General features: G+C 43.6%; 10 protein-coding genes. 1 reads left to right on the plus strand and 9 read right to left on the minus strand.

The annotated features are described in order from the left end of the window. The 3 genes from Q0Y54_RS05700 to Q0Y54_RS05710 form a co-directional block, all read right to left on the minus strand. Positions 1-778 (minus strand): CatB-related O-acetyltransferase (locus Q0Y54_RS05700; RefSeq protein WP_297965168.1); only part of this gene is annotated, 778 nt, incomplete at its 3' end. Positions 779-830: 52 nt separating this feature from the next. Beyond that, positions 831-1,958: a glycosyltransferase family 2 protein gene (locus Q0Y54_RS05705; protein ID WP_297965170.1), complete on the minus strand. Its 1,128-nt coding sequence runs from the start codon at positions 1,956-1,958 to the stop codon at positions 831-833. Further along, the gene (locus tag Q0Y54_RS05710; RefSeq protein ID WP_297965172.1) at positions 1,958-3,124 is read right to left on the minus strand and encodes an autotransporter strand-loop-strand O-heptosyltransferase; all 1,167 of its coding nucleotides are present in this window, start codon (positions 3,122-3,124) and stop codon (positions 1,958-1,960) included. The genes Q0Y54_RS05705 and Q0Y54_RS05710 overlap by 1 nt, the downstream gene beginning before the upstream one ends. Positions 3,125-3,304: 180 nt before the next feature. On the opposite strand from Q0Y54_RS05710, the gene Q0Y54_RS05715 reads away from it, so the two are divergent. Next, complete coding sequence (locus tag Q0Y54_RS05715) at positions 3,305-4,816, plus strand: DUF4422 domain-containing protein (RefSeq protein WP_027407461.1); 1,512 nt, start codon at positions 3,305-3,307, stop codon at positions 4,814-4,816. Here Q0Y54_RS05715 and Q0Y54_RS05720 read toward each other — a convergent pair whose 3' ends face one another. Genes Q0Y54_RS05720 through Q0Y54_RS05745 form a run of 6 tightly spaced genes read right to left on the minus strand, consistent with a single transcriptional unit; the run spans position 4,817 to position 18,110 of the window. Continuing rightward, a complete protein-coding gene (locus Q0Y54_RS05720; RefSeq protein WP_297965175.1) occupies positions 4,817-6,004 on the minus strand; it encodes a glycosyltransferase in 1,188 nt (395 codons plus the stop codon). It lies immediately after the preceding gene. After that, complete coding sequence (locus Q0Y54_RS05725) at positions 5,997-7,028, minus strand: tetratricopeptide repeat protein (protein WP_297965177.1); 1,032 nt, start codon at positions 7,026-7,028, stop codon at positions 5,997-5,999. Before Q0Y54_RS05725 ends, Q0Y54_RS05720 begins: the two co-directional genes overlap by 8 nt. A gap of 58 nt (positions 7,029-7,086) precedes the next feature. Continuing rightward, entirely contained in the window at positions 7,087-10,401 is a 3,315-nt protein-coding gene (locus tag Q0Y54_RS05730) for a hypothetical protein (RefSeq protein WP_297965179.1), read from the minus strand. 4 nt (positions 10,402-10,405) lie between these two features. Then, complete coding sequence (locus tag Q0Y54_RS05735; RefSeq protein WP_297965181.1) at positions 10,406-12,841, minus strand: glycosyltransferase; 2,436 nt, start codon at positions 12,839-12,841, stop codon at positions 10,406-10,408. Next, positions 12,831-15,686 (minus strand): glycosyltransferase, encoded by a 2,856-nt coding sequence (locus Q0Y54_RS05740; protein ID WP_297965183.1) that lies wholly within the window; start codon positions 15,684-15,686, stop codon positions 12,831-12,833. The genes Q0Y54_RS05735 and Q0Y54_RS05740 overlap by 11 nt, the downstream gene beginning before the upstream one ends. A gap of 21 nt (positions 15,687-15,707) precedes the next feature. Beyond that, positions 15,708-18,110: a flagellin gene (locus Q0Y54_RS05745; protein WP_297965185.1), complete on the minus strand. Its 2,403-nt coding sequence runs from the start codon at positions 18,108-18,110 to the stop codon at positions 15,708-15,710. Positions 18,111-18,342 lie beyond the last annotated feature (232 nt).

Below are 18,342 nucleotides of genomic sequence, written 5' to 3' on the forward strand. Positions count from 1 at the left end.
CTTGTCCTATTATTTCCACCACCAGCAATAACTTATTATCGTCGGAGAAATTATTCAAATATTCCTTTAGGACACTGCGCCACACCGGATCAGATATGTTAAAGTCCGCCACCATATAGTAAATGTAGTAGCCATCTTCTTTTAAAGCCTGCAACGCCTGAACCGTCTCATCCGCATTATCATCAATGTTCAAGTCCTTGCTTTCTGCCAGAAAACGATCCATGTCCTTCATCAATGGATACTTGGCCTTTATCTGTTCTGCTGGCCAGTACCACCACTTGATTTTTTGCAGCCGCTGAATAACCTCCGGCTCAAAACGATATTTGATGACCCTGGCAGGATTGCCCACCACAATGGAATAAGGCGGTACATCCTTGGCCACAACGGCTCCGGCACCAATCACCGCCCCGTTACCAATATGCACCCCTCCCAATATAATAACATCACAGCCAATCCACACATCATTGCCAATAACAATCTGATTTTTATTGGCCTCATCAAAATGATTTATATTAACAGGATCATTTATCTTTATGTCATCAAAAGGGTAGGTTGTGGCATAGCGGTAATCGTGATTAAGCCCCACCTCAAAGGTCACCCTGTGAGCTATGGAGCTATATCGTCCTATCAGCACATGACATTTTGTGCTACCATATTCAGCACTGGCATCCCCTACATAGGAACCATCTCCCACTGTTGCTGCAACTATTCCTTGTTCTTTGGCAAAACTTACCGTTCTTGTACCCGCTCCATACAACAGAGAAAATCTGTCAATCATATTTATCCCCTTCACTTTTTAAACTCTTATTATCAATGCCTTATCATTTCTATTATGCCTGCCTGTAGGGCTCTTCTTCCACCAATGCCCCATCACAGTGTTCAACCAGCAAGTCCTTTAACCTTGAATAATCGGGGTAATCCAGTATTGTATTTGATATCAGCACGGCCTTATACTTTCCCCCGAGATTCCTGGCCCCTTTAAGCAAATCATCACATAACTTAATATTGCAATGATGATGCATTAAATCATAATCCAGTTGATTGTCCGTCAGATAGTCAATTTCCAGATTTTTCCTCTGAAACATTAAGTAACAAATATACGCCAATCGATTTCTGGCCACAATAAGCACCCGCTGATGGTCCTTGAGATAATCTCCCAATGCAAATAACGCCTCTGAATAATCTTTATATTTATTATCCCGCAGCTGCCATTTTTCCTTAAAATAGGTAAAATTTCTCCTTAACAGAGCATTAAACTTTTCAGTATGAGCTCTTTCCTCCTCTGGAGTCCTTTTTTTAACGAAGGTCCCATTGCCATAATGATGAATAAACGTATCACGGCACAGTAGAAGCTTATATCCCTCTTTCATTATACGGAAGCAATAGTCATCATCTTCGTAATTTCCAGGGGTAAACCGCTCATCCAGACCTCCCAAATCGTCGTAAATTTTTCGTCTGAACATAAGACAAAACCCCACCAAGGTAAAATGCATGGTCCATAAGGAAGGATTGCTGTGATTATATTTTTCGGCAAAATCCAGCAACACATCTATATCCATAGTTTTGTATGGCACAGGAATCTGCTGAAAGTTAGAGCATGCACTGGTCACGCAGCTCACTGCTCCCACATCTTCACTGCTATAAAGAGCCTTTATCATCTGCTCATGCCAACGGGGTGTCACGATAACATCACTATTCAGCAGCATTATCTCCGTTCCAGTAGCAATCTCCATCCCCTGATTACACCCTTTTGGAAAGCCCACGTTTTCCTGGTTAAAAATGCATTTTAGGTCTTCCTGCTCCTTCAGCCATTCCACGGAACCGTCTTTGGATCCATTATCCACTATTATAATTTCATAGTGCCCCTCCTGGGTAAAAGCCCGAATACTCTCCACACAGGCCTGAATAAAATCTATTGTATTGTAATTTAAAATTACTATACTGGTCTTCAAATTCATTAATTGGCCTCCAGTCCGTTATCATCCATAAGGCGCTCAATGGCCTGTACCACCTGTAATGGTGTTATGGCCTTGCTGCATTCAAACTCTCTGTCGGTCCCCAGATGATACGGGCATCCATCCTTCCATCTGACCTTTAAATCATTGTAGCATCCATGACAAACATACTGGTTGTATATACGATATGGTGTGTCAAATTCAGCAATAGGCAAGCTGAATCCGCTAATCAGCACCACTGGGATTCCGCAGGCATGGGCCAGCCAGGAGAGTCCACTGCCCAGACCTATAAAAAAGTCAGCGTAAGCCAATAAATTTATACGTTCCATCAGTGGTTTCCGCCCAGTAAAATCCTCAGCCCCGTCCGGTTTTCTCACCTCATAGCCCCGCTCTATCTCTGCCACATAGGCATCAATACACAACACCCGATATCCCAGACTCTTTAAATATTCCACCACAATATCCCAACCCTCGGGATATAGCCACCGCTTCATTATGCCGGAAGCCTGAACGGCAATGCATACGTATTTTTCCTGTATTTCCCGGGGTGCCGTTGGATAATAATGAATATCCTCCGCCTTTTCATGGAGTCCCAATATGACCTGGGCTGAACGAAATGGTGGCCATTGGCGGGAATCATCTGGTATAAGATATGGTGGATAGTCAAATACAGCCAAACAATATGAGGCATAGCAATCATCCGGGATTTCAGTCTGCACCGTCACCCCCGGCAAATATTCACCGCACAAATCCCTAAAGCTGTCTGGGGGAAACAATGTAATATCCGCATGATATTTATCTTGCAGCATTTTTACATAAGGCAAAACGGAAACAGTATCTCCCAGCACACCATTTACCATAAATATATATAATTTCTGATTGTTCAAATCCTGCAAATGCTCAAAAACCTTTTCCCCGTCAAGCCAAGCTTCTATATACCAATGAACATAGTATTTCTCCAGAGAAATCAGCACTTGTTCAGAAATTTCCCCATCAAACCCCACCATGCCAGTATCAAAATCTGATACTTTTATATGCCAGTTTCCGGCAGGAACCTCTACCCTGGCCCCTGCATTAAAATCAAATTTCAGCCCGGCAACTCCAGTTTCCTGCTTAACATCACCAACAGCCTTTTCAAACAGCAGCAGCCGCTCGATTTGATCAGGCATTATACTGTCCTTTCTTATGGAAAAATAAAATAAAGGATACTTGTGCATATAAAACCTCTTTCTTGCCTTTTCCACAAGGCTCTAGTAAGATAAATCTAACAACCTCATCACCCAGCCTTCCCCTCTGGGGAAGGTGGCGAGCAAGCGAGCCGGATGAGGTATTACAAAGGAGATAATACCATGAGCAGGAAAATCGCCCTTTTTGGACTTGGGAATGAACTTCACATTGATGATTGGTCACAGGAAACCATCGTTGCTGTTGGAACCCTTTCCCTTGACAAATCAACACCCCCAAAAATTGAATTAAATGGCCGGCAGCTTCCGGTGGTAACTGTTGAACAGCTTGGAAAAACAGCCTTTGATTTCGTTATCATAACCGACACAAGCCAGTTTAACAAAATTTATAAGGCCTGTGCCCTGGCTCAAATCCCCCAATTTAAAATTATTTCCTATGACACCTATATTTACCATATCCGCAATAAAGTGGAGTACAACGTGGATGACGAACAGTCGCTTCTGAAAATTATAAAGGACCAAAATATCCATAGCCTTCTTGATGTGGATTTATATTTTGCAGACGGTGTCAGCACCACCCGAAACCGTACCCACTATGCTGAATTAAAACCCTATAATCTGCCAATACCAAAGGACTTGGAGCTTATTGGCATTGAGACCGGGGATTATTGGCCAATATGGGACAATATCTACAGTAGGACATTTCATAAACTGGATGATATCTTGCTCCAGCACTTTGATATGCTTCTTATAATGAAAATCCGCCAAACGGATGACTATATCCAGCTCATTAACACCACCTATGGCTCCTGGAAATATGCCCTTATTCAGGTTGAAACAAATTCTCTGGCTCATAAAGCCCTAAAAAATCTGGATTATGCAGCCCTAAATTTAAACGCCAAATGGTTGCAGGCACAAAACACTTCATGGCTCCTGTTGGAATATAACAAGCAGGACACAGAAATCTTTGTTATATGCCATAAACCTTACAATCTGCCAAAACTTCCACCCATCTATCACCCTATCCATGCAGGAAAAAATGGCGGTGAAGGCTTTGGTCTCCCCGGAGATGATACAAAGGAAAATATTTCCTTTTTAAATCCTTATATCAATGAGCTTACTGCCATTTACTGGATGTGGAAAAATACAACATCTGAGATTATCGGCACCGCCCACTATCATAGATTTTTTGTAAATGAAAAGGCCGACAGCTATATTTCAGATAGCCACAGCTTTCTTGACGAACAAAAAATTAAACAATTATTAAGAAACCATGATATTATTCTTCGCCGCAGTGTTCCTTACGGAAATACTGAGGACTGCTTCAGAAAATTTTTTGGCTACGACTTCTACGAAGCCATCAAGAAAATTTTTCTGGAAGTTATAAGGAAGGTTGCGCCAGACTATGAAGAGGCCTTTTTATTTGCCTTGTCCCGTCACAACTCCGGCCATGCCTTCAATATGTTCATCACCCATCGTCACGTATTTGACGCTTATTGCAGCTGGCTGTTCCCAATAGTATTGGAAGCTGCCAACCGCATCGATTTCACTCAGATAGCAGAGCCACCCCATAGCCGCGTCATTGGCTTCATGGGGGAAGCACTGCTGATGCCGTGGCTGATGAAGCAACGGCTGAGAATAAAGGAATTGCCTGTAACTGAGCTGGGATATAACTAATCATCTTCCCAAAACAGAAACCATTTCCATAATGCCCGCAGCCCTGTTCACCCAGCGATGGTTTGCGCTGGCCTTGCCATAGGCACTTATGGCAGTGGAGAGGCGCAGTGATTCATTATTAAGCAATTCTTTTACTATCTGCAGCTGACTGGCGGTATTTTTCCAGTCAAAAAGGAAAATGTCCTTATTGACCTCAAACTTTTCTGCCAAATAGGTGCTGTATTCGCTGACCACCGCTGCACCGTGCAACATTGCCGTAAATATTCTGTCATGACCTCCGTTATTGTATTCAGCCTGATCCTGAAAAACCACCTTGGCCTTGGAAAATGCCTCCAGCACTTCCTCATAATCCACCTCCCCGTGGAGATTCAGTTTGTTGGCAAAGGGAACACTTTCCCACCCCTTGCCGTACACCTCCACGGGAATATCCTCCTTGGCAAGAATTTCCATGGCATTATACCGCCGACGATGCTTTACAAAGTGGAACAGGCTGAAAAGATGTGGGGTCATCTTCTGAACATAATCATCCCCATACAAGCCTCTGGACTCAAGCACTGCCCGCAAGGCAGTTAGGGTACTTACAGGATTTGACAGCATATAACCTGCCACATCATCCAATATGCCTATAATATAGGGATTCTGTTCATATTCGTGCCAGCCCGGCTCAAAGGTGCCCCCCTTATACAGGGCCGCACTATATACTACATCCAGAGGCCTTTCGGAACTAAAAATATCCTCCTCATGTTCACTGCTGCTCCCTCCCAGTGGCAGCAGCATGCTTCCTGCAAACTTTTTGTCAGGATAGCACAGTTTAAGTGCCTCCAAATGGGTTTTATCCAATACACATACAAAATGATTTTTGCAAGGGAAACCAATATCCCCAGTGGCAACATTGTAGGGAGCATCCAGCATAATGGACACGAAGGGCGTATCCAAATACTCATATACGCAGCGTTCATCTGTATCCACCATTGTCCTGGCACTATAATTCACACCAACGCTACAGGCTATCTCCCCATTCAAAAGTAAATGCCGGGCTCCCAGCATTGATGAGCCATCATTTAAATCCGCCAGCACCACTTTATAACCCAACTGGGAAAATCCCTGAAGGATATCATTGGTAATCCGCTTCATAGATGGATGTCCCATACTGGTTACATATACCAAAATCTTAATTCCCTTATTCATGGCAATGACCCTTTATGGCCTTCAACAAGCCAAAATCCATCATTGGCAAAGTCTTGGCAAAAGCCAGGGCTTTTTCCTTGTCCTTCATTGCCACACAAACATAAGCAATATTCCGTAACACAAATGGGTCGCGGTTATCAATTTCCAATGCCGTCTTTAAGAGCTTTAGTGCCCCGTCATAATCATCATTCAAATAAAGTCCGGAGGCGTAGTTGTTAAGGCTCTGAATTTTTTCCCTCAATGATATATTGCTGCTCATCACCTTATTCATGAATTCCGTCGCTGACTCAGCTCCTTCCTTGACAGCAGTAGTTTGAGCTATTTTAACCTCGGGTACAGTTGTAGGGATAGCTTCATTTGCTGGCTCATTAACCTTAGTTTTCTCCTGCAATGGCTGCTTGTCTGCCTTCTGCCCTTTGCTCTTGTGCAGCAGCTCCTTCAGACGATCCACTGCAGCCTTTGCCTTACTTGCCCCGCCATTTCCAGCAGCTTCACCTGCTGGTACCTGGGCCAACAATGTAGGCATATTTTCGCCCCCATTGGCTTTAAAATATTCCACCAGTGAAGGATACTTTTCCATATCCTCACTCATGTTATCATTACAGTATTTCAGTATTTCCATTAACTGTTCTTTATTCTTTTCAGACATGGCTCCCTGCTGATTATCCACCACGAAGTTCAAAACCTCAAAGCCTTCCTCCTCCTTGTTCTCTGTGAAGCAAATACGACCAAGCAGGATTCTGGCCCCTACATTCTGCGGGTCATAGGCCAGAGTGTTATTTATCCATTTAGTGGCTCGCTCTGTGTCCCCAGTCATGAAATAGCATGTAGCACCCATAAACATAATCTCAGGGTCCATTTTTTTATGCTCAGCAATCTCCGCCATGGTGTCCATAGCATCCACGTATTTTCCCGCATCAAACTGTTCCTTCATCTGCTTTTTCAGATCTACCAATTCCTTCAATGCAATGCTTTCCTGTTGCTTTTTCCTCTTATTGTTTATTTTATGCTTAAAGCTGCTCATTATAACTTCCCCCTGTCATTATAAATTCTCTAACTATATTTAATTTCCACTTAAATCCTTATTTTCCTGCAAGGAAAGCCAAATATGCTTCTTCCAGCTCATTTATATATTTTTTGCTGTCCATTATAGGGTGGGATTGCATCATGCTCCGCAAATTTTTATGGAGTACATCCAGAAGCTCCACATCACCGGCCAAGCCCACGGCTCTGTCAATGTAATCCTTCACATTGGAAACTGCCAACTCTCCCAGCCCGGTATTATTTAAAATGCTCAGACCGAATCGGGAGCCTCGCCTAGTTCCATATCTGCTGACTACTGGTACTCCCATGTAAAGGGCATCACAGGTGGTGCCACCACCCGGATAAGGATAGGTGTCCAAGGCAATATCCACATCCAAATATCGATTCATATAAGTATTAGTTGCCGGCTCCAAAATAATTCTGCCCGTATCCAATCCCAGCTTATTAAGCCTATCCAACACCAAATCCCGTGCCGATTGACTTACCAGAATCTGGCACTTTAACAATAATCTTGAATCAGGCACCTTTTCCAATATTTCCTTCCAGGCCAACAGCATTTCATCTGTCCATTTGCAATAATGATTAAACACGCCAAAAGTCACATAGCCCTTTTCTTTGCATGGTGTACCTTTAGAAACAGCCACGTCATTACGTCCCGTATAACAGAACTGGGATGTAAGATACAGTGGCTTTTCCGTTATGTTCTTTAAATCCGGGTCAATATATTTATCAGTAATAAGAGAATCAACGCAACCAAGTCCTGTGCTTTCCATCCATCCCAGGCCGGAAATCTGCACCTTGGCAACTCCATCATAAAAGATCGGCAGTCCATTATCTGCGCTGTGCCCCGCCAAATCTACCAATATATCTATCTTTTCCTTTTTAAGCTGTTTGGACAGCTTAGGCCATGAAGGTTCAGGGGCATCTATCCAATTATCCACCAAGGTTTTTAGATGCTCTGTAAAGCCGTCAGGCTTCTCTGTTAAACTTATACATGTGACTTTAAATTTATCCCTGTCATAACCATGGAGCATGGTGTAATAAAAGGAAAACATTACGTGCTGACGAAAATCCGGAGATATATAGGCAAGGTGAATTTTATTTTTTCTATCTTCATGAGACAAGGTCTCTCTCTTGGAACCACCTATCTCTACCATCAATCTTTCTATTTCCTTCAGCTTTTCCTTCACTGCTTCCCCATCTTCACACCGGCACAAAAGAGCCAAAAGAGCTGAGCCTTTTAAATTGAGCTTGCCATTAACACTATCCACAAAATTGGCTGCCTCTTCATAGGCATCCACCGCTTCATCCACAAAGCCCAGTTTATAGCTTCGGGATGCATAATTGGTCCACAGCCGTCGCTGAAATTCCTTGGTGCCCTTGTCATTCTCCAGGGCCAGCAAATCCAGGGCATGCCTGCTTTCCTTCATGGCACCCACAAAATCCAGCTTTCCCTGCAAAATATCACTTAGAAGGCTGGTGGCTTCCACCAAATACTTTTTCTCTGTATCTCCTTTGATGACCTGACGGCACCACGCTTCGGCCTTCTCATAATCTTCAGCCTTATAGCAGTCAAAGCTATAATTCAGGGCCTCTTTAACAGATGGGCACTCCACATCTGGCAACTTTGCCACATATTCAGCCCACACTTTACAATATGCCGATTCCAGTTCCTCCATATACAGCCTTCGGTCCATCAAAGGAGATTTTTCCATCATCTTCCGCAATCCAATATGGAGATTATTTATTATTTCTCCAGCTCCAGCCAAAGCCACAGCCAAATCAAAATACGCCTGCTTGCTGTCAACTACAAATTCCGATAACCCAATATTGGAAAGCAGGCTCCTTCCGAACCGTTCTCCGTGACTGTTGCCACTAAAAGTAATAACCGGCACCCCCATATAAAGAGCATCACAGGTGGTGCCACCACCAGGATATGGGAACGTATCCAGAGCAATATCTATATCCCCATATTCCTCTAAATAATCCCAGGAAAAGCCCCGAAGCTCAATGCGATTCTTCCACTCCTCAGACTGAATATCAACGCCGAATTTTTGCAATCTCCCTGCAAAAAGCTCATAGCCGTATTCATCATCAAAAACTGAGCATTTCAGGATAAGGTGAGATTTCGGCACTGCCTTTAAAATATCCGTCCACAGCTTCATCACCTCATCGTTGACCTTACGGACATGATTAAAGCTGCCAAAGGTAATATAGCCATTTTCTACACAAGGAGCTTCCCTTGTTTCCGGCAACTCTCCCAAAGGAGCATAACAAAAATGAGAATGGTCCAGAGTAATAATATCCTCCACAAAACATTCCTTTTCCGAAGCCAAATATTTATCTGAAATAAAATAATCCACCGTCTTTAATCCGGTGGTGGCAAAATAGCCTATGCCGCTGATCTGCACCGGTGCAGGCTTATATGCCAGAACCATCAGGGGATTATTTGATGTATGCCCCGCCAGGTCCACCAGTATATCTATTTTATCCTTGTAAATAACCTCTGCCGCATCTTTAGCACTCATGCCACTGATATTGCACCAATTATCAGTCATGGTCTTAATTTCTTCACTATATTTATCCTCATTTGGATTATTGTGATAGCAATAGACCTCAAAATGCTCCTTATTGTAGTTTGCCAGCATTACCCAGCAGAAGCGAAGCACCACATGATAGCGCAAATCTGGGGAAATATATCCTATGCGAATTTTCCCCACTGGTCTTCTCTCTACTGCTTCCAGTTGGTATTTTTTCTTATGGTCATACCTTGGAATATCCTTAAATAACTCATTGTAACCAACATGGGCCTTAAAATATTCCTGTGGTTCATTATGAAGAAAATGTAGGGTATATAAATAGTTGCTATATTCCAGAGCTTTTAACTGTAAGGTATCAGCCGCCTCCACTGATTTCCAATAATAGTCCAGAGACTCCGCAGTTTCACCATAATTACTGAGAAGCTTCGCCAAAAGGTTACAAATCTTTTCAAACATAACCTTAGGAGTAGAAGCAACGTGACTCTGGGCGTATTCGTAAGCCTCCCGTCCCATTGCCAAGGCCTGGCGATTTTTCTTCTGCTGCATCAAAAGCCGGGCCTGAAGGAAAAGTCCATAGGCCGTAGTTGGTTGTTTAGCCAATTTATCCGCCAATATCTGGGCATGCTCCAGCTCGTTATGCTCGATGGCAATAGCCACACGCATTTCCAGAGCATTGCTCAGCAGCTTCTGCCACCCTTTTTTCTCTGCCTCCTTAGCCAGTTTAATAGCTAAGGTGTCCGCCTCCTGATGTTTCCCCTCATCAAGCAGATTGTATATCTTGTCCATTAAGGACTGCCCCTGTTTTATATTCATACCCTTATACCAACCTTGTAATTAATTCCATTGCTTCCTGGTAGGCCGCAAAATTTTCCGCCTGCTGCAAATATTCGTTATCGCGGAAGCTGTTCTTATATTCATTATATAGCACCATCAGGGCCTTTTGGTAGCTTTCCCTGTCTTTAATAAATATTCCCTGCTCGTAGTAGGAGGTAATGAGCTGCATCCATTCCAGACGGCTCAGCAAAATTATTTCTCCCCGCTGTCCTTCCTGTTCTCCGTGACGACGATAATAACTGAGAGGATCCTTAAACACTATGCAGTGACCTTTCTCCAAAAGCTCACACCACATGGCCACGTCAGAAATAGTCTTATACCCCTTGGCTTCCGCCTGCCAGTAGTGATGGTGCAAATCCTGCCTACGGAACAGCACAGCAGATGGTTCACCAAGAAGATTTTTTGAAGTGAGTAACATTTGTCCGGCCAAATCCTCCCCATAATAATACCCATAATCTTCCCCTTCAGGTATAGGTAAAGAAATAACCTTCTCCTGTTCCGTTGGCTCATCATGCTCGTCGATTATTCCCCGCAAAGAGGTTACCAGGCTTATCTTCGGATTATCCCGCAGAACCGGAACCATTTTTGATAGCTTATCTGCCCCCAGCAGGTCATCGTCCATACACCACTGAAGGTATTGACCCTTGGCCTGTTTTTCAAAGGGAGCAAAATTTTCAGCCTTGGTTCTGGCTTCCTTATTGCGAAAATAGTGAAGATTTACTATTCCCCTGTATTTCTCCATCAAAGTCTGGGTTTCATCATTGGTACTGTTGTCATTTACCAATATTTCCACATTTCGATATTTCTGATTTATGGCACTCATAAGGGTCCGTTCAAAAAGCTCCGGCCTATTATAGGTGGGAATCATTATGCTGACCAGTGGCATTTTATCTGTGGGAAAACTAATCTTATCCAGTTCAGATCTTACACGATAATCCTTTAACCTATTCAATACAGCACCAACACTGGAATTACTATTCAGCAGTTTTTCCTTATATTCCCTGCCCAAAAGGACGTCCAAATACCCATCATTCGGGTATTTTTCCATATTATGGGCACTCAATACCCCCAGCTGGGCCAATTGCTTAAATCGTCGCCCCAGCTTGACAGCTCCGCTGTCATAACGGCCTCCTGCCATAAATACATAAGCTTCCTTAAAGTCTGTTACAGTCTTGCCATAATAGGCCAAAACCCCATTGCTGGCCAGGCCCATTAAGGAACGAACCAAATAGTCCCCATCTTCCCGGTCATAAACGGAATTTAACAGCTGTATCAGCTCCACATCATCAACGCCGGTCAAAATACGACACAGCCCCTGCAAAGCATCCGTTTGTTTTTTATGGTATTTCAGGGCCAGCAAAAAATAATCGGCAGCTTTCTTATAATCATGCTTTAACGCGCTAAATTTCCCCAGCCGTTCATAAACGTAAGGAACGAAGCCCCGGGCGGTATCCGGCTCGCCGTTGCCCCGGGCTATCTTTTCTTCTATTACCTGCCGCAGCTTCAACCCCTGAATTGCCGCCTTTTCCGAACCTATCAGATCCCCATCCCGCTCCATAACCATGGATCTTACGAAATGAAAGAATGGATCATCAGGAAAAGCTTTTTCTGCTTCCTCCAAGGTTTCCAATATCTCATTAGAAGATTTTCCTGCATTATACATGGACATGGACATTATTTCGTAAAAATGTCCCGGTGCCCCCACCATCCTGTGACCATTGGAAATACATTCCCGGGCATAATAAAGAACCTTCTCATGGTCGCCCAAAGTATTATAGGCATCCATAAGATATGGGTAGAGACGACGACGGTCCTTGTCAGTGGTGGCCTTCTCCAATTCTGACAGCATTATTGGCAAATTGCGCTCAGTCTTTAATTTTACTATGCTGCGGGAATAACCGGTATGAATAAATTCCAAATTTTCCGCATAAATCATTTTAAGGTTACCCTTGCTGTTAGTAACCTGTTCATGAATAGCCCCGGAATATCTTATGTAAGGTGTATGGCGAAAAATGCGGGGCAACATCCCCGTATTAAAAACCCTGTTGTCATTATCCGTATCCACATCCAGCATCCGAACCAGCAAACAGCCTGTCTGCTTATCCTTATGAAACTTTTCCAGCTCATGGCGCAGCACCTTGCGGGAAGCCGTAGTGAGTGTCTCATCTGCATCGAAAAATAAAATCCAGTCGCCGGTGGCCTGCTCAATGGCATAATTTTTTGCAGCAGCAAAATCATTTATCCACTTAAAATGATATACCTTGCCTACTGCCTTTTGGGCAATATCCACAGTGGCATCGGTGGAGCCTGTGTCCACCACAATTATTTCGTCTGCCACCTCCTGCATGCATTTAAGCCAGCTGGGCAAATTTTTCTCTTCATTTTTTGTTATGGTACAAGCAGATATCTTAATTGCCATTTTCCATCGCCTCCCGGCACCAGATGATATAGGACTTTACTATCTCACTTTGCTCTGCCCGCTGGAAGTATTCCAAGGCCTTGGCATACTCTTTTTCCCTGAACAAGCAGAAGCCCACATTTTGATAGTAAACACTATCCGCCTTGGATGAACCTTCCGGCAACAGCTGGTAAAGCTCCAAGGCCTCTTTTTCCCGATGATTCTTCTGGAGCAGCCCAGCCACCTCCAACAGCTGCTTTTCTCTGTTTTCCTCATCGGGGGCAAAATAATCCAATAGCCCCAGATATTTCACCAGAAGCTCCTGGGTGCCAAAATCAATTACGGCTTTCATAAAGGAGCTATAATCTGTGAAGCATTCCTTTATTTCACCGTCAACCGACTTTCCATGTAAATATTTTACCAGTGTTTTAAGATTATCCGGCAACAATTTTACATATTCCTCATTATATTTTTCCAGCAGACACACAAATAAGGCAGGGAGAATCTCTGCCATTTCCTTCATGGATTTATTATATATTTCACTGTAATCTTTTTCATTAATCAGTGAATATTTTTTTACTTTTAAAAAATACCCGGCCAGTTCAGGAAAACCGTTTACTGCATAAATATCAGCCAATAACTCCCGGCTATTTTCAATATCAGCGTATATCGCCTCAAGGGAAGCAATAAAGTCTTTAGCTGTACGTCCCTGGTAAATATCTGCCCATCCACAAAGAGCTGTTTCAGTCCAAGGATTTATTTTAAGGGCTTCACGATATTTTTCCTCAGCCATGTCACTATAGCCGGTTCTGTACAGGCATCGGCCCCAATCCGCAAAAAGCAGATGCAATATGGATCTTAGGTTGCTGGCATTGGTATGTACAGCTTCCTCGTCGTATTTTGCCATTTTAGCCCAAGCCATATTAAAGGACTTTATTGCTTCGTGATAGTTTCCGGCTTCCATTTGAACCGAACCTTTGCGAGCGTAAAAATCCGGCAGCTCAGGCAAAAGTCGGATGCCGCCTTCAACAATGGCCATTTTGTCTTCAGGGGAATAATCCAGCTTCTCCATGGCATTCAGGGCCAGCCAATACATATCCCCCTGATGTCCCATAGGCTGATAGTCTGACTGGATAGCCAGCAAGGCCTTGTTCAGGGCTTCTGCATAGTTGCCCAAAGTATAATAGCTTTCTGCCAAATACTGGTAAAGCTTTTCAATATCCTGACCGTCCTCAATATCCTTCAATAATAGCGTAAGGTTTCTTTGAGCCTTGCTCTCATTAATTCCTGTGGAATATCCCGTATGCTCCATAAACAGCCGTTTATCAGCCCAGACTGTGGCCAGATTATCCGGTCTCCGGCCGCCTATGGTAATCATCTCATGGATACGTCCCTCATAGGAAAGGCCTTCTTCACGGCGGAAAATTCGGGGCACACTAAAGGTATTTATTATATTGTTGTTATCGTCCCTGTCCACATTGGCCATTGGCACCATAATAACCTGGGTATTGCCATTTATTTGCTCCCCAATAACACAACGCACCTTTTCCGGTGTCACAAAGGTCTCGTCCGCATCGGTAAAGACTATCCAGTCGCCGGTGGCTTCAGCCAGACATTGATTTTTGGCAAAGGAAAAATCATCCTGCCACTGGGACTCAATAAGTACCATGGCCAAATCAGGATTTTCCTCACTGAACTTAGCAATAAATTCTTTGGTTCTGTCCTCAGAACCCGTATCATTTATAATTATTTCATCAGCAAATACACTGACATTTTCCAGCCAGCCATAAATATTATTTTCCTCGTTTTTTACTATGGCACAGGCCGATATGGTTATTTTCGGCTGTTTTTCGGCCAGTCTGGTTATTTCCTGTTTCCGCTGTTCCATTAATGGTTTCATCTCCGGTGTTAATAGACATGGCTCCAAGCCATCATAATTTTCGCACAGGGACAGGGCCAACTCTATTTCCCTTTTGGCCTCCCTGTATCTTCCTTGCCTATACAGACATTCACTGTATTCAGCGTGAAAATCCGGCAGCTCCGGAAAGTCTTTCACGGCCTTTTCTACCCATTGAAGATGCTTTAAGCAACCCTCTGAACTGGTATCCTTGGCATAATAGCTTATCAAGCCCCGATAGCTGCGGCTGGCGTATGTTATGGACTGCCTGCCCCGGGCCACATCCATCTGGGCGTAGTACAATGCCCTTTCCATATTCCCAAGGGCCGAATAGGACTCAAAAAGGTTGGTATAATACCGCTCCGCCGGCTCCCCATCAGAAATGGCCGCCTCCATGAGACGAATATTTCGTTGATTCTTTTCCAGTGAAATACTGGCGGTATAACCCGTATGATCAATGGTCAAGAGCTGAGGGCTGACCCGCTGCCATCCATGGAAATAGTCTTCACCTATGTACATCATTTCATGGATTCTGCCCTTATAGTTAAGACCTGGTATGTTACGCACAATCCTCAGGGCGTAAAATTCATCCAGAGCCTTTCCCGTATCCTTGTCATAGTTAATCATATTTATCAGCAGGCCATTGGTTTCAGCAGAGGCCTGGGCCAGCACAGCCCTAATATTCTGCCGAGTTTCCATGGAAAATGATTCATCTGCATCCAATATGATAATCCAGTCCCCCGTTGCCTTTGACAAAGCAATATTACGGGGAGCAGAAAAATCATCTGCCCATTTTTCATGATACACCCTTCCCCCATAAGACTCAAAAATCTTAACTGTCTCATCGGCAGATCCTGTATCAACCAAAACAAGCTCGTCCACTGAATCCCTGATGGAATCCAGTGAACGAGCTATATTGTGTGCCTCATTCTTGGCAATATACACTGCGGAAATCTTCACGTCAAACATACCCCTAACCTCAGCATTTTGTTACTGCAACAAGCCAAGTACATCCGACGAGTTGTGATTAAATTGACTAAGCATCGCCGTAGTTGCCTGGGACAAAATATTGTACTTGGCCCAATCCATGGCACTCTTGGCCATATCTGCATCCCGCATCACGGATTCGGCAGCCGTAGTATTCTCTAAAACCGTTACCAAATTTGCATCCGCATTTTCCATGTGATTGATCTGGGCACCAATAAGGGTATTGGCATCAATAAGATACTGCAATCCCTTGTCCAAAGCTCCCCTAACCTTGGTTGGTGTATCCCAGCCCAGAAGCATTTCTCTCTTTTCCGAGGTAAGTACGCTGTAATCATCCAGGGAACCTGCCCCTATTTTATAGCCAAATATGTGGTCCATGGTGGTCTGAGGAATAATCACATGAATATTGGCAGAGGATTTGTCTGTGTGCTGAATAACCAGATCATTGGCATATACATAGCGATAATCTTCAACCACATTGTCCATTATTCCATCGGCAATCTTGGCACCCTGGGCCGCATGTGGGGCAGTATCCAGCACGTGATAGCGACGGGTATCATAAACAGTAATGGTACCATTATCATAATCCGCTGCTATCTGGAAATTTTGGCCAGTACGGCTTAAGAAATCATTAAGTCCCTCTGGATTTTTATCCCCATCACCCTTGTAAATAGTTGAAATAAGGGATTTTAAACTGGTCACATCGGATACATCCACCACAAATGTGGAAATATCCAAATTACCGGTGCCACTGGCAGGGCGGTCATCATCATTTGGATTGACACCATCCACAAAGAGCACATTCACCCATTTATTTGGATTGGAGGCATCATAAAACCTGAAGCCTTTTCCATCCAGTCCACCGGCCCCCTGAGAGCTAAACACTGAGGAAAAATCAATGGTATAATCCCGCAAATCTCCCTGTTTGAAGGAAATGTACTGGTCATTACCCTCATCACCGGGAACTGTGGCATTAATCTTTATACCAGTTACCTGATTTGAACTGTTTTTCACAATCTCTGCCACTGACCCCATACGGGAAACTACCAAATTAGCAAAGGCCTCCGCCAATGTCTGACCACCGCTTACAGCGTTTCTTACAGCATTCAAATCAATAACGTTGGCCCCGTCAAGCTTGGAAACGCTGTCAATGGTAGGCGATTTGGCAGAATCAATAAATTCATATGTGGTACCAAGTCCACTATGGGAAAAGCCCTTCCCAACTAGCTGGGAAATAAAGCTTTCTGTAGTGCTGGAGCTGGTGGTATTATAGGATGATAAATCCCAGTCCCAGTGGGCTGTAAGGCCATTCTCACCTGTCTGTTTATTATCAACAGCTGTAGTAGCAGGTAAAGCAGTGGTTGCTGTATAACCATCGCCACCTGCCAAAGCAACTCCCACAACATTATATTGACTTATATCGTTGGTTTTATCACCCGTATCAACTGTGGTTAACTCGATAATTCTTGCACCGGTAGTCGTAGTACTATAACTAACGTGCATTATATTTTGCAATACACTGGCTATCAGGGAAGCAATCTGGCTTATTGATTGCTCGTGGCCATCAATTATGTGGCTACTGTCAATTCCTCGGTATTGCTGACCACTGTAATTAGAAATTACAAAAGTTTCTTCACCGCCGGGATATATCACTTTAAAAGAAGTATCATATAAACTACTACGTTTAGTATGATCTCCCAAGTTTAATTCTATTTTATTAGGTTTATTAGGTGTGCCAGCATGAAGATTGGATTTGGATGCTGTAGTTGTGGCAGCTCTATCATACCCTGGAATAGCAGTTGCGCTGATAGTCTTCACATTATAACCATCATTTGGCACCTCGTCGGTGGAGGCCCCAAAAATACTAAACGGCCCTGTCTGCCCGTCCAAAGTGGCAATGCTGCCGGAAATGAGCCCTAGGGTATCACTGTCCTCCAGTGCTTCTGCACGGTCCAGTTTATACCAGCTTTTTACCGATTCCTGAACCTTGGTTCCCAATAAAAGATGCTTGCCATTAAAGGTAGTCTCTGCGGCAATATCATTTATCTCATTGTAGTAATTTGTAATTTCCTTTTGAATAATCAGCCTGTCAGCGTCAGTATTAGTATCATTGTGGGCATTAATAACCCGCTCCTTTACAGTGCGAAGGAGATTTATCTGACTTTGAATGGCTCCCTCTGCCACCTTCAGCATGGAAGCACCATTCTGCACATTGGCATCCGCCTGATTCAAGGCACGTATGGACACCCGCATTTTCTCAGATATGGCATAGGTAGAAGCATCATCCCCGGCATTACATATTTTTTCCGCCAATGCCAGTTGCTTAGTAGCCTTTGATTTATTTTTTACATTTATATTTAAATGTCCCAGTATCATGTTGGCTGAAACATTATTTGTAATCACCATTTAGTCTCACCACCTAAAGCATGGTTACCCTATAATAATAAAGCTTAAACCACATTTCATATTATACATCGGAATTAATGGTGATTTTCTAAAGGGTGTTGAAGAAAAAATGAACAGATAAAAAAGGACCGCTCGGTCGAGCGGTCCAAGATTATGGTTATGTTGAGTTTCAAATGCTACTATCCAATTACTGGAGTAAGCTGAGTACGTTGGAGCTGCTCTGGTTAGCCTG

Origin of the sequence: uncultured Anaerovibrio sp. (genome assembly GCF_947302755.1) — a bacterium.
Taxonomy (GTDB): Bacteria; Bacillota; Negativicutes; order Selenomonadales; family Selenomonadaceae; genus Anaerovibrio.

Coding starts and splice junctions, on each gene's coding strand:
- Q0Y54_RS05705 (WP_297965170.1), bottom strand. CDS start 1,958: ATGAATTTGAAGACCAGTATAGTAATTTTAAATTACAATACAATAGAT.
- Q0Y54_RS05710 (WP_297965172.1), bottom strand. CDS start 3,124: ATGCCTGATCAAATCGAGCGGCTGCTGCTGTTTGAAAAGGCTGTTGGT.
- Q0Y54_RS05715 (WP_027407461.1), top strand. CDS start 3,305: ATGAGCAGGAAAATCGCCCTTTTTGGACTTGGGAATGAACTTCACATT.
- Q0Y54_RS05720 (WP_297965175.1), bottom strand. CDS start 6,004: ATGAATAAGGGAATTAAGATTTTGGTATATGTAACCAGTATGGGACAT.
- Q0Y54_RS05725 (WP_297965177.1), bottom strand. CDS start 7,028: ATGAGCAGCTTTAAGCATAAAATAAACAATAAGAGGAAAAAGCAACAG.
- Q0Y54_RS05730 (WP_297965179.1), bottom strand. CDS start 10,401: ATGAATATAAAACAGGGGCAGTCCTTAATGGACAAGATATACAATCTG.
- Q0Y54_RS05735 (WP_297965181.1), bottom strand. CDS start 12,841: ATGGCAATTAAGATATCTGCTTGTACCATAACAAAAAATGAAGAGAAA.
- Q0Y54_RS05740 (WP_297965183.1), bottom strand. CDS start 15,686: ATGTTTGACGTGAAGATTTCCGCAGTGTATATTGCCAAGAATGAGGCA.
- Q0Y54_RS05745 (WP_297965185.1), bottom strand. CDS start 18,110: ATGGTGATTACAAATAATGTTTCAGCCAACATGATACTGGGACATTTA.